The 12,206-nt window shown below is 61.4% G+C and carries 13 protein-coding genes; 7 read left to right on the forward strand and 6 right to left on the reverse strand.

Annotation, left to right across the window (positions count from 1 at the left end; all coding sequences use genetic code 11):
• Window positions 1–62 precede the first annotated feature (62 nt).
• Window positions 63–620: a DNA-3-methyladenine glycosylase I gene (locus IF654_RS00315; protein ID WP_047279625.1), complete on the forward strand. Its 558-nt coding sequence runs from the start codon at window positions 63–65 to the stop codon at window positions 618–620.
• An 89-nt stretch (window positions 621–709) separates the two neighbouring features.
• Window positions 710–1,597: a lysophospholipid acyltransferase gene (locus IF654_RS00320; RefSeq protein ID WP_047279215.1), complete on the forward strand. Its 888-nt coding sequence runs from the start codon at window positions 710–712 to the stop codon at window positions 1,595–1,597.
• 49 nt (window positions 1,598–1,646) lie between these two features.
• Here the strand turns inward: IF654_RS00320 and IF654_RS00325 are convergent, their stop codons facing one another.
• The 5 genes from IF654_RS00325 to def form a co-directional block, all read right to left on the reverse strand.
• The gene (locus IF654_RS00325) at window positions 1,647–1,952 is read right to left on the reverse strand and encodes a hypothetical protein (protein ID WP_194862847.1); all 306 of its coding nucleotides are present in this window, start codon (window positions 1,950–1,952) and stop codon (window positions 1,647–1,649) included.
• Between the two features lie 12 nt (window positions 1,953–1,964).
• Window positions 1,965–3,341: a Trk system potassium transporter TrkA gene (gene trkA, locus IF654_RS00330; protein WP_047278959.1), complete on the reverse strand. Its 1,377-nt coding sequence runs from the start codon at window positions 3,339–3,341 to the stop codon at window positions 1,965–1,967.
• A 21-nt stretch (window positions 3,342–3,362) separates the two neighbouring features.
• Complete coding sequence (gene rsmB / locus IF654_RS00335; RefSeq protein ID WP_194862846.1) at window positions 3,363–4,673, reverse strand: 16S rRNA (cytosine(967)-C(5))-methyltransferase RsmB; 1,311 nt, start codon at window positions 4,671–4,673, stop codon at window positions 3,363–3,365.
• Entirely contained in the window at window positions 4,670–5,620 is a 951-nt protein-coding gene (fmt, locus tag IF654_RS00340) for a methionyl-tRNA formyltransferase (protein WP_194862845.1), read from the reverse strand. The genes rsmB and fmt overlap by 4 nt, the downstream gene beginning before the upstream one ends.
• Window positions 5,621–5,776: 156 nt before the next feature.
• The gene (def, locus tag IF654_RS00345) at window positions 5,777–6,283 is read right to left on the reverse strand and encodes a peptide deformylase (protein ID WP_047278956.1); all 507 of its coding nucleotides are present in this window, start codon (window positions 6,281–6,283) and stop codon (window positions 5,777–5,779) included.
• Between the two features lie 567 nt (window positions 6,284–6,850).
• On the opposite strand from def, the gene dprA reads away from it, so the two are divergent.
• Window positions 6,851–7,957: a DNA-processing protein DprA gene (gene dprA, locus IF654_RS00350; protein WP_047278954.1), complete on the forward strand. Its 1,107-nt coding sequence runs from the start codon at window positions 6,851–6,853 to the stop codon at window positions 7,955–7,957.
• 36 nt (window positions 7,958–7,993) lie between these two features.
• Window positions 7,994–8,551, forward strand: a complete 558-nt coding sequence (gene tsaC / locus IF654_RS00355; protein WP_047278952.1) for an L-threonylcarbamoyladenylate synthase type 1 TsaC — start codon at window positions 7,994–7,996, stop codon at window positions 8,549–8,551.
• Between the two features lie 63 nt (window positions 8,552–8,614).
• Here tsaC and IF654_RS00360 read toward each other — a convergent pair whose 3' ends face one another.
• Window positions 8,615–9,592, reverse strand: a complete 978-nt coding sequence (locus IF654_RS00360; RefSeq protein WP_047281589.1) for an NADPH:quinone reductase — start codon at window positions 9,590–9,592, stop codon at window positions 8,615–8,617.
• A gap of 160 nt (window positions 9,593–9,752) precedes the next feature.
• On the opposite strand from IF654_RS00360, the gene hemF reads away from it, so the two are divergent.
• The 3 genes from hemF to IF654_RS00375 are packed head-to-tail and all read left to right on the forward strand — an operon-like array spanning window position 9,753 to window position 11,881.
• Window positions 9,753–10,667 carry an oxygen-dependent coproporphyrinogen oxidase gene (gene hemF / locus IF654_RS00365; RefSeq protein ID WP_047281588.1) on the forward strand — a complete coding sequence of 305 codons (915 nt, stop codon included), beginning with the start codon at window positions 9,753–9,755 and terminating at the stop codon, window positions 10,665–10,667.
• A gap of 22 nt (window positions 10,668–10,689) precedes the next feature.
• The gene (gene aroE / locus IF654_RS00370; RefSeq protein WP_047278947.1) at window positions 10,690–11,511 is read left to right on the forward strand and encodes a shikimate dehydrogenase; all 822 of its coding nucleotides are present in this window, start codon (window positions 10,690–10,692) and stop codon (window positions 11,509–11,511) included.
• Window positions 11,512–11,554: 43 nt separating this feature from the next.
• Window positions 11,555–11,881 carry a DOPA 4,5-dioxygenase family protein gene (locus IF654_RS00375; RefSeq protein ID WP_047278945.1) on the forward strand — a complete coding sequence of 109 codons (327 nt, stop codon included), beginning with the start codon at window positions 11,555–11,557 and terminating at the stop codon, window positions 11,879–11,881.
• The last annotated feature ends 325 nt before the right edge of the window (window positions 11,882–12,206 follow it).

A 12,206-nucleotide genomic window follows, 5' to 3' on the forward strand; every position in this document is an offset into this window, starting at 1 on the left:
GCTGCGATTTAAAGAGCGGGAGTATACCCGATTCGGTCGCGCCTCCACCTCTTGGAGCCTTTATGGCACGTTGTTTCTGGTGTTCGGATGACCCTCTGTACATGGCCTATCACGATCAGGAGTGGGGCGTACCGTTGCGCGATGCGCACGGGTTGTTCGAGTTGTTATTGCTCGAAGGGTTCCAGGCCGGCTTGTCATGGATCACGGTTCTGAAGAAACGCGAGCACTATCGCAAGGTGATGTTTGGCTTTGATGCCCAGCGTCTGGCGGTGATGAGCGACGCCGAGATAGAGACGTTACTGCAAGACCCGGGGATCATTCGCAACCGCCTGAAAGTGGTAGGCGCCCGGCGCAATGCCCAGGCCTGGCTGGCGCTGGACAACCCGGTGGCGTTCTTGTGGTCGTTTGTGCAAGGGACACCCAAGATCAATCACTTCACCGAACGGCATGAGTTTCCGGCCGTCACCCCCGAGGCCGAAGCCATGAGCAAAGGCCTGAAAAAAGCCGGGTTTACGTTCGTCGGACCGACCATTTGCTATGCCTTTATGCAAGCCAGTGGCATGGTCATGGACCACGCCACCACCTGCTACCGCTACGCGGAGCTGGCAAACGGCGGTTAGAATGCTGGCCACTCTTGAACCCTGTGGTCGCCGCCTCGTGCTTGGTCAGCGACGACAAACGCTGTTTTTGTATTGAATGGGAACCCCCTGTGGAAAAGTTTAAAGGTGCCTTGCTGGTCGGGGCGTTGCGCGTGTTTGCCATGCTCCCGTGGGGCGCGGTGCAACGTGTGGGGTCGGCCATCGGCTGGCTGATGTGGAAACTGCCGAACCGTTCGCGGGAAGTGGTGCGCATCAACCTCGCGAAATGTTTCCCGGAAATGGACCCGGTTGCCCGCGAGCAACTGGTGGGCCAAAGCCTTAAGGACATCGGCAAAAGCCTGACGGAAAGTGCCTGCGCGTGGATCTGGCCTGCCCAGCGCTCCATCGACCTGGTGCGTGAAGTCGAGGGGCTGCAGGTGCTCAAGGACGCGCTGGCCTCCGGCAAGGGCGTGGTCGGGATCACCAGCCATTTGGGTAACTGGGAAGTGCTCAATCACTTCTATTGCAGCCAGTGCAAGCCGATCATTTTCTACCGTCCGCCCAAGCTCAAGGCGGTGGACGAACTGCTGCGCAAACAGCGCGTGCAACTGGGCAACCGTGTGGCCGCGTCGACCAAAGAAGGCATCTTGAGTGTCATCAAGGAAGTGCGCAAAGGCGGTCAGGTCGGTATCCCGGCCGACCCCGAGCCCGCGGAATCGGCAGGTATTTTCGTGCCGTTCCTCGGTACTCAGGCCCTGACCAGCAAATTTGTGCCCAACATGCTGGCGGGCGGCAAAGCCGTGGGGGTGTTCCTGCACGCCCTGCGCCTGCCTGACGGCTCGGGCTTCAAAGTGATTCTGGAAGCGGCGCCCGAAGCCATGTACAGCACTGACACCGAAACGTCGTGCAAAGCGATGAGCCAAGTGGTGGAAAAGTACGTGCGGGCTTACCCGAGCCAGTACATGTGGAGCATGAAACGCTTCAAAAAGCGTCCGCCGGGCGAGGCGCGCTGGTACTAACGCGCCCGCCGACCGACCTTGTAGTGGCTGCCGCAGGCTGCGGCGGCGACTACTTGTCGAGTTTTTTCAAAAACACGGTCATTTCTTTTTCGGCCTGTTTGTCGCCATGGGCCTGCGCAGCCGCAAGCCCTTGCTCCCACGCCGAACGCGCTGCGGCCCGATCCCCGGCCGCCAGGTGCGCCTTGCCCAACAACTTCCACGCCGCAGAGTACTTGGGATCAAAGGTCACACAGCATTGCAGGTGCTGCACCGCCTTGAGGTGATGCCCAAGGTCGAGATAACCCTTGCCCAGGCCAAAGCGCAGCAATGCGTTATCCACACCCTTGGCCAACATCTTTTCCAGTGAATCCAACATCCGTCTGGCTCCTTAGAAAAAGCTCAGTCCTACGTGGAACAGCTTCTCGACGTCGCGAATATGCTTTTTATCCACAAGGAACAAAATCACATGGTCCCCGGCATTGATCACCGTGGCGTCGTGGGCAATCAGCACTTCTTCATCGCGAATGATTGCGCCGATGGTGGTGCCGGGTGGCAGGTGGATTTCACCGATGCGCCGCCCGATCACCTTGCTTGACTTCGAATCGCCGTGAGCGATGGCCTCGATGGCTTCGGCCGCGCCACGGCGCAGTGAGTGCACGCTGACGATATCGCCGCGCCGCACGTGGGCCAGCAAGGTGCCGATGGTGGCCAGTTGAGGGCTGATGGCGATGTCGATTTCGCCGCCCTGAATCAGGTCCACATACGCCGGGTTGTTGATGATGGTCATGACCTTCTTCGCCCCCAGCCGCTTGGCCAGCAGCGACGACATGATGTTGGCTTCGTCGTCGTTGGTCAGCGCCAGGAACAGGTCGGCATCCGCGATGTTTTCTTCCAGCATCAGGTCGCGGTCCGAAGCGCTGCCTTGCAGCACCACGGTGCTGTCGAGCGTGTCCGACAGGTAGCGGCAACGGGCAGCGCTCATCTCGATGATCTTGACCTGATAACGGCTTTCGATGGCTTCGGCCAGCCGCTCGCCGATCTGGCCGCCGCCAGCAATCACGATGCGTTTGTAGCTTTCATCCAGGCGGCGCATTTCGCTCATCACGGCGCGAATATTGGCGCGGGCGGCGATGAAAAAGACTTCGTCGTCGGCTTCGATCACCGTGTCGCCACGGGGCGTAATTGGCCGATCACGTCGGAAAATCGCCGCCACCCGTGTATCCACATTCGGCATGTGCTCGCGCAGTTGGCGCAATTGCTGACCAATCAGCGGGCCGCCGTAGTACGCCTTGACCGCCACCAATTGCGCCTTGCCTTCCGCGAAGTCGATCACCTGCAAGGCACCGGGGTGTTCGATCAGGCGCTTGATGTAATTGGTCACCACTTGCTCGGGGCTGATCAGCACATCGACCGGAATCGCGTCGTTGTCGAACAGCTCTTCGCCCCGGCTCAGGTAGGCCGATTCACGCACGCGGGCAATTTTGGTGGGTGTGTGGAACAGCGAGTACGCCACTTGGCAGGCGACCATGTTGGTCTCGTCGCTGTTGGTCACTGCCACCAGCATGTCGGCATCGTCGGCGCCCGCCTGACGCAGTACATTGGGCAGTGAAGCGCGGCCCTGAATGGTGCGGATGTCGAGGCGGTCACCGAGGTCGCGCAGGCGTTCGCCATCGGTATCGACCACTGTGATGTCGTTGGCTTCGCTGGCCAGATGCTCTGCCAGGGTGCCACCGACCTGGCCTGCGCCGAGGATGATGATTTTCATGCCGTCATTTCCTGTTCTCGATTAGCCGCGAGCGGCTGCGATCTTGATCAACTTGGCGTAATAGAAGCCATCGTGCCCGCCTTCCTGGGCCAGCAGTTGGCGCCCGTGCGGTTGCTTGAGACCGAACTGCCCGGCGATGTCCAGCTCTCGCGCACCCGGTGTGCGGGCAAGGAATGCTTCAATCACCTCGGTGTTCTCGGTCGGTAGCGTTGAGCACGTGGCGTAGAGCAGGATGCCACCGACGTCGAGCGTCGGCCACATGGCGTCCAGCAACTCACCTTGCAAGGTCGCGAGGGCGGCGATGTCGTCTGGCTGACGCGTCAGCTTGATGTCCGGGTGGCGTCGGATAACGCCCGTCGCTGAGCAAGGCGCATCCAGCAAAATGCGCTGGAACGGCTTGCCGTCCCACCATGTGGCCGTGTCGCGGCCGTTGGCAGCAATCAATTCGGCACTCAGGCCCAGTCGCTCAAGGTTCTCGCGCACGCGCACCAGACGCTTGGCTTCGAGATCCACGGCCACCACGCCGGTCAGGTTGGGTTCAACTTCAAGGATGTGGCAGGTTTTGCCACCCGGCGCGCAGCAGGCATCCAGCACACGCTGGCCGGGTGCCAGATCGAGCAGGTCGGCCGCCAGTTGTGCGGCTTCGTCCTGCACGCTGATCCAGCCTTCGGCAAAGCCCGGCAGGTGACGCACGTCGCAGGCTTCGGCCAGCACGATACCGTCCCGGCTGAAGGCACAAGCCGTCGCCTGGACGCCCGCGTCCGCCAGCAATTGCAGGTAGGCGTCGCGGCTGTGATGACGACGATTGACCCGCAGAATCATGGGCGGATGCGCGTTGTTGGCGGCGCAGATGGCTTCCCATTGCTCAGGCCAGAACGCTTTCAGGGATTTTTGCAACCAGCGCGGGTGGGCGGTGCGCACCACCGGGTCGTGTTCCAGCTCGGCCAGTAGCGCCTCGCTTTCGCGCTGGGCATTGCGCAACACGGCATTGAGCAACCCTTTGGCCCACGGCTTTTTCAGCTTGTCGGCGCACCCCACGGTTTCACCGATGGCGGCGTGGGCGGGAATGCGGGTGTAGAGCAGTTGATACAGGCCGACCAGCAGCAACGCTTCAACGTCAGCGTCTGCCGCTTTAAAGGGCTTTTGCAACAGTTTGTTGGCCAGCGCCGACAGCCGTGGCTGCCAGCGCGCCGTGCCGAATGCGAGGTCTTGGGTCAGGCCGCGGTCGCGGACTTCGACTTTATCCAGCTGTAATGGCAACGAGCTGTTAAGCGACGCTTTGCCGTTCAGAACAGCCGTCAGTGCCTTGGCGGCGGCCAGACGCGGGTTCATTGGGCGGCACCCAGGACGGTGCCGATGGCGAATTGCTCCCGGCGGCTGTTGAACAGGTCGCTGAAGTTCAGCGCTTTGCCACCGGGCAATTGCAGGCGGGTCAGACACAACGCGCCTTCGCCGCATCCCACGATCAGCCCGTCCTTGCTGGCGGCGAGGATCTGACCGGGCGTGCCCTGTGCCTGCGCAACCGTGCCAGCCAGCACTTTCAAGGCTTCGCCGTTCAGGGTGCTGTGGCAGATCGGCCACGGGTTAAAGGCGCGGATCAGACGCTCCAGCTCCACCGCCGGACGATTCCAGTCGATGCGTGCTTCGTCTTTGTTCAACTTGTGGGCGTAGGTCGCGAGGCTGTCGTCCTGCACCTCGCCCACCAACGTGCCGGCTGCCAGACCGGCAATGGCTTCGATCACCGCAGGCGGGCCCAGCTCGGCCAGACGGTCATGCAGGCTGCCGCCGGTGTCTTCACGCGTGATAGGGGTAAAGGCCTTGAGCAGCATGGGGCCGGTGTCCAAACCGGCCTCCATGCGCATCACGGTCACGCCGCTTTCGCTGTCGCCCGCTTCAATTGCCCGCTGGATCGGCGCCGCACCGCGCCAGCGTGGCAGCAGCGAAGCGTGGCTGTTGATACAGCCCAGACGCGGAATATCGAGCACGGCTTGCGGCAGGATCAGGCCATAGGCCACGACCACCATCAAATCCGGCTTGAGCGCGGCCAGTTCGGCCTGGGCCTCAGGCGCACGCAAAGTGGGCGGCTGCATGACAGCAATAGAGTGTTCCAGCGCGAGTTGCTTGACCGGGCTTGGCATCAGCTTTTGCCCGCGCCCGGCCGGACGATCCGGTTGGGTGTAAACCGCGACGATCTCGTAAGGGCTGTCGAGCAGTGCCTTGAGGTGTTCAGCGGCGAATTCTGGGGTGCCGGCAAAGACGATGCGCAGTGGCTCAGTCATGGATTACTCACTTGGAATGGGGGAATGCGCGGGAATAATCCCGAGAACTACCGATAGTCCCGGTGGCGGGGGCTTGAGGCCTATCGGTGTTGCCCGGATCAAAGCCGCGTCGCGCGGGATCGCCGCCTCGTGCGGGGGCGGCGGTCACAGGGCCGGTCAGGCGTTCTGGCGGTGCAGTTTTTCCAGCTTCTTCTTGATCCGGTCACGCTTGAGATTAGACAGGTAATCGACGAACAGCTTGCCGTTGAGGTGATCGCACTCGTGCTGGATGCACACGGCCAGCAGGCCTTCGGCAATCATTTCGAACGGTTTGCCATCACGGTCCAGCGCGTTGATCTTGACGCGCTGCGGGCGGTCCACGTTTTCGTAGAACCCCGGCACCGACAGGCAGCCTTCCTGGTACTGGTCCATCTCGTCGGTCAGGGTTTCGAACACCGGATTGATGAAGACCATCGGCGCGCTGCGGTCTTCGCTCAGGTCCATGACCACGATGCGCTTGTGGACGTTGACCTGGGTCGCTGCCAGACCGATGCCCGGCGCTTCGTACATGGTTTCAAACATGTCATCGATCAACTGACGCACTTCGTCGTCCACAACCTCCACGGGCTTGGCGATGGTGCGTAGTCGCGAGTCTGGGAATTCGAGGATGTTCAAGATGGCCATAGGCGTAATTGCTGCACTGTATGAAAGATTAATAACGGTTGTCAGGTGGGTCCTGAGGACTCGGGCAACCTGTGCAAAACGTCTCTTTCAGAGAGAACCCGCTCGGGCTCAAGCGTTTCACGCGAGCGCACATAATAAAGGGATTCCCCCGCGGATGAAACGACTAGCTGCCGGGCTGCACGGTACGCGCGCCTTGCGGTCTGGCGCTTGTAGCACTTTGTAACCTGCCGCCGAACGCTCGTTTGTCAGCAGGTATGACACCCACTGTCGCGTTTTGCCGCTGCCATTTTGCGCTGAAACTCAGGCCCCGCCTGCGTTGATTGTGAGTCGGATGCGTGCAGGGCCTGAGGGGTAATGCCCACTTCTCATGCGATTCGGCCAAGTGGCCTTTTGCCTCTTCGCTGTCTGGCTGAATCGTTCTACTAAGGTGGGGAATGCCGCTTGTATTTCAAGGGTAGCGAGCCGCCCTGCCGTCCCGGCGGGCGATTTTCCCAAACAACTTGTTAACAGAGTTATCCACAGGTTGTTGACTTCGTAACGCTGGTGAAACAGATCAAGGATGATCCTATGTCGCTGTCTGAATGTTCGCGTATTTCCCCGGCAGAGCTGGAAGCGCGTCTGCGCCTTCACCGCTTGCCTGAAGTTGGCCCGCGTCGTTATTACACCCTGTTCAATGCCTTTGGCTCAGCCAGCTCGGCGCTCAGTGCGCCTGCCAGTGCGTGGCGGTCGCTGGGCTTGCCGGCGGTGTGCGCCGAAGCCCGGCGCAGTGTTGAGGTGCGCGACGGCGCAAGCGCTGCATTGCGCTGGCTTGAGGGCTGCAACCAGCATCTGCTACTCCACGACCAACCCGATTACCCGGCCTTGCTGGCTGAACTCAGCGATGCGCCGCCCCTGTTGTTTGTGGCGGGCGCGCCGTCGATTCTGGAAAAACCACAGCTGGCCATGGTCGGCAGCCGACGCGCTTCGCGGCCGGGGCTGGACACCGCCAGTGCGTTTTCCCGCGCCTTGGCGGGTGCCGGATTTGTCATCACCAGCGGGCTGGCGCTGGGGATTGATGGCGCCGCGCATCAGGCCGCGCTGGACATCGGCGGGCAAACCGTCGGGGTGCTCGGCACCGGTCTGCAAAAACTTTATCCACAGCGCCACCGGGCCTTGGCTGAGGCCATGATTGCGAGCGGCAGCGCCGTTGTTTCAGAGCTCCCGCTGGACGCCGGGCCACACGCCAGCAACTTCCCCCGTCGCAACCGCATCATCAGCGGTTTATCCCTGGGGGTACTGGTCGTGGAAGCCAGCGTGGCCAGCGGCTCGCTGATAACGGCGCGGCTGGCGGCCGAACAGGGGCGAGAGGTGTACGCCCTGCCCGGTTCCATCCACCACCCTGGCGCGCGGGGCTGTCACCAATTGATCCGCGACGGGGCTACGCTGGTGGAAACCGTTGAGCACATTCTGGAAGGGCTGCGCGGCTGGCGCTCAATGCCGGTGTCCACCGGTGGATTGTTCACGCCAAGTTGTCATCCGCTCGTGCAATTGTTGCAGGCATCGCCCTACACCAGCGAAGGCCTGGCCCGTGCCAGCGGATGGGCATTGCCCACCCTGCTCGCCGCCCTGACCGAGCTGGAGCTAGAAGGCCACGTGGTCCTGGAGGGCGGACGTTGGTTTGCTCGCGCCAGCTAAGTACACTTGCGCACAGCACATATCTGGAGACATTCAATGATCAGCACCTGGCGCGTACAGCAAGCCGCAACCGCCATTCGCGCGGGCGCGGTGATTGCCTATCCCACCGAAGCGGTCTGGGGTTTGGGTTGCGACCCATGGGATGAAGACGCGGTAGAACGGCTGCTGGCCATCAAGTCGCGGCCTGTGGATAAAGGCCTGATTTTGATTGCCGACAATATTCACCAATTCGACTTTCTGTTTGAGGACTTCCCCCAGGACTGGCTCGACCGCATGGCCAGTACCTGGCCGGGGCCGAACACCTGGCTGGTGCCGCACCAGGGCTTGTTGCCCGAGTGGATTACCGGCGTGCACGACACCGTGGCATTGCGTGTGAGCGATCACCCGCTGGTGCGCGAACTGTGTTCATTGGTGGGCCCGATCGTCTCGACGTCTGCCAACCCGGCGGGTTTGCCGGCTGCGCGGACGCGGCTGAAGGTGGAGCAATACTTCCGGGGGCAAATCGACCATGTGTTGGGCGGCAACCTGGGCGGGCGGAAAAACCCGAGCCTGATTCGCGATCTGGCGACGGGCAAAGTGGTTCGCCCGGCCTGATTCAACGCGGGGCCGCTGTCGCAGGCCGAGAGGCCTTCGCCAGCGGCTACCGGAAGGTTGAGATCAAGGCACCAGAATGGTCGAGCCGGTCGTGCGGCGTGCTGACAGTTCGGTCTGTGCCTTGGCGGCGTCTTTCAAGGCAAAGCGCTGGCTGATGTCCACCGTAATGTTGTCGCTGCGGATCATCTCGAACAGCTCGTCTGCCATTTTTTGCAGGTTCTCGGGGGTATTGGCATACGACGCCAATGTTGGCCGTGTGACATACAACGAGCCCTTCTGCGACAAAATCCCCAGATTCACACCCGTCACGGCGCCTGATGCGTTGCCGAAGCTGACCATCAGCCCCCGCGGCGACAGGCAGTCCAGAGACGTCAGCCACGTGTCTTTACCGACGCCGTCGTACACCACCGGGCATTTCTTGCCGTCGGTCAGTTCCAGAACCCGCTGGACCACATCTTCGTGGCTGTAGTCGATGGTTGCCCACGCGCCCAGCTTTTTGGCCAATGCCGCTTTTTTCGGGGAACTGACCGTGCCGATCAATTTCACGCCCAGCGCCTTGGCCCATTGGCAGGCAATCGAACCCACACCACCGGCCGCCGCGTGGAACAGAATGGTTTCGCCGCCTTTGAGTTCATAGGTCTGACGCAACAAGTACTGGACCGTGAGGCCCTTAAGCATCACGGCGGCGGCCTCTTCATACGAAATGTCATCGGGCAGCTTCACCACATTCGCAGCGGGCAACACGTGCAACTCGCTGTAAGCCCCCAGCGGGCCGGTGCCGTAGGCCACGCGGTCGCCGACCTTGAGGTTGTGCACGTCGCTGCCGATGGCATCCACCACCCCCGCCCCTTCATTGCCCAGCCCGGACGGCAGCTCGGGCAGCGGGTACAAACCGCTGCGGTAATAGGTGTCGATGAAATTAAGACCGATGGCCTCATTGCGCACCCGCACCTGCTGCGGGCCCGGCTCGACGGGGGTGTAGTCAACAAACTCAAGCACTTCTGGGCCGCCGTGGGCCTGAAACTGAATACGTTTAGCCATCTGCACTGTCCTCGCTGGTTCACGAAGGCTACATCCAACGCTTAAGCGTGATCTTCGTCAACTGCGAGGAGGCGGGACGCGGTGGTATGCTAGCGGCCCTTTGCCGCCGGCCCCGCTCTGACGAAGTGCCGCGTAGCTTTGACCTATTCAAGGTGATGTCATGACTACCCGCACCGAGGCTGTGAAAGCCTATCTGCTTGACCTTCAAGACCGTATTTGCACCGCTCTGGAAACCGAAGACGGCGGCGCGCGCTTCGTTGAAGACGCCTGGCAGCGTCCGGCAGGCGGTGGCGGTCGTACCCGCGTGATCGAAAACGGCCACGTGATCGAAAAAGGCGGCGTCAACTTTTCCCACGTCTTCGGCAGCGGTTTGCCGCCGTCCGCCAGCGCGCATCGCCCTGAACTGGCGGGCCGTGGTTTTGAAGCGCTGGGCGTGTCGCTGGTGATCCACCCGCACAACCCGCATGTGCCGACTTCCCACGCCAACGTGCGCTTTTTCATCGCTGAAAAAGAAGGCGAAGAGCCGGTCTGGTGGTTCGGTGGCGGTTTCGACCTCACGCCTTATTACGCCGTCGAAGAAGACTGCGTGCACTGGCACCGTATTGCCGAGCAGGCATGCGCGCCGTTTGGCGCCGAGGTGTACCCGCGTTACAAGGCCTGGTGCGACACCTATTTCCACATCAAGCATCGCAACGAGCCCCGTGGCATCGGCGGCCTGTTCTTTGATGACCTGAACGCGTGGGACTTCGACACCTGCTTCGCTTTCATTCGTGCCATTGGCGATGCGTATATCGACGCTTACCTGCCCATCGTTCAGCGCCGCAAGGCGGATGAATACACAGCACAGCAGCGCGAGTTTCAAGAATTCCGCCGTGGCCGCTACGTCGAGTTCAATCTGGTCTACGATCGTGGCACCTTGTTCGGCCTGCAGTCCGGGGGCCGTACCGAGTCGATCCTGATGTCGTTGCCGCCACAGGTGCGCTGGGGCTACGACTGGAAAGCCGAGCCTGGCAGCCCGGAAGCGCGTCTGACTGATTACTTCCTGCAAGACCGAGACTGGCTGGCCAACGCCTGACATTGCCCGAGGAATTTGCCTGATGGACCGTTACGTCGTTTTTGGTAACCCGATCGCCCACAGCAAATCGCCGGTGCTGCACCGTCTGTTTGCCGAGCAAACCGGGCAGGCCATGCAGTACGACACCCTGCTGGCGCCGCTGGATGATTTTACGGGTTGCGCCACCGCGTTTTTCACACAAGGACGCGGGGCAAATGTCACCGTGCCCTTCAAAGAGCAGGCCTACCGCTTTGCCCATCAGTTGAGCGCTCGTGCGCAACGGGCTGGCGCGGTCAACACCCTGAGCAAACTGGCCGATGGCCGTGTGCTGGGTGACAACACCGACGGCGCCGGGCTGGTGCGTGATTTGACGGTCAATGCGGGGTTCAGCCTCAAGGGCAAGCGCATCCTCATTCTGGGCGCGGGCGGCGCGGTGCGTGGCGCGCTGGAGCCGATTTTGGCGCAAGGCCCGGCCTCAGTGACCATCGCCAACCGCACGGTCGAAAAAGCCGAACAACTGGCCGAACTGTTCAGCGACCTTGGCCCCGTGGCCGCCAGTGGTTTTGACTGGCTGCGTGAACCGGTCGATCTGATCATCAACGCGACATCGGCCAGCCTGGCCGGTGAAGTCCCGCCCATTGCCAGCAGCCTGATCGAGCCGGGCAACACCCTGTGCTACGACATGATGTATGGCAAAGAGCCAACGCCGTTTTGTGCGTGGGCCACCGAACACCGCGCGGGGCAGGTCATGGACGGCTTGGGAATGCTGGCCGAACAGGCCGCAGAAGCCTTCTACCTGTGGCGCGGCGTGCGCCCGGACACGGCCCCCGCACTGGTGCAATTGCGCCGGTTGCTGGCGCTGTAAAGCAGCACACCTCAAGCCTTGGCATCGTCTTCGACAGGTACTCATGCAACGCATCAAGGGCTATCACGCCCACCTCTACTTCGACGCCACGACCCTCGACCAGGCGCGCGCCCTCGCTGAAGAAGCCACGCGGCTTTTCAAGCTGCAAATGGGCCGCGTCCACGAAAAACCGGTCGGCCCGCACCCCGATTGGAGCTGCCAGTTGGCATTTGGCCCTGAGTTGATCGGCGTGGTCTTGCCGTGGCTGGCGCTGCATCGCAACGGGCTGGTGGTGTTTCTACACCCCGAAACGGGCGACGACCTGCTGGATCACACCGAGCATGCGATCTGGATGGGGGCGATTCGGCCGCTGGATTTGTCTGTTTTTTGATCGATATGCCCCGGAGGTAAATTTTTTTCCATTTTTTTTCAGCGGCGAAAACGCGTCCCTTCCTGAGACGCCCGCATCGCGCTGATAGGCCCTTGGGACAACGGCTGAACGTTGATCATGGCCATGTGTCATACCTTGCCACGCGCTAACGTATTAGACGTGAAGCCGTAGGCAGCGATTAGTTCTAAAAGGCCATCCATGTTTAACTTGAATACTCGTTCAACTTAAAACGGTGGTCCGCTGCCCGCTCACAACAGGAGGCTTACCTTTGCCGAACCCGCTCTTTTTGCTCACGTTTTACCTCTATAAGGTGCACATCCGATGA

The sequence above is a fragment of the Pseudomonas lundensis genome, assembly GCF_015377145.2.
Lineage (GTDB): Bacteria > Pseudomonadota > Gammaproteobacteria > Pseudomonadales > Pseudomonadaceae > Aquipseudomonas > Aquipseudomonas lundensis.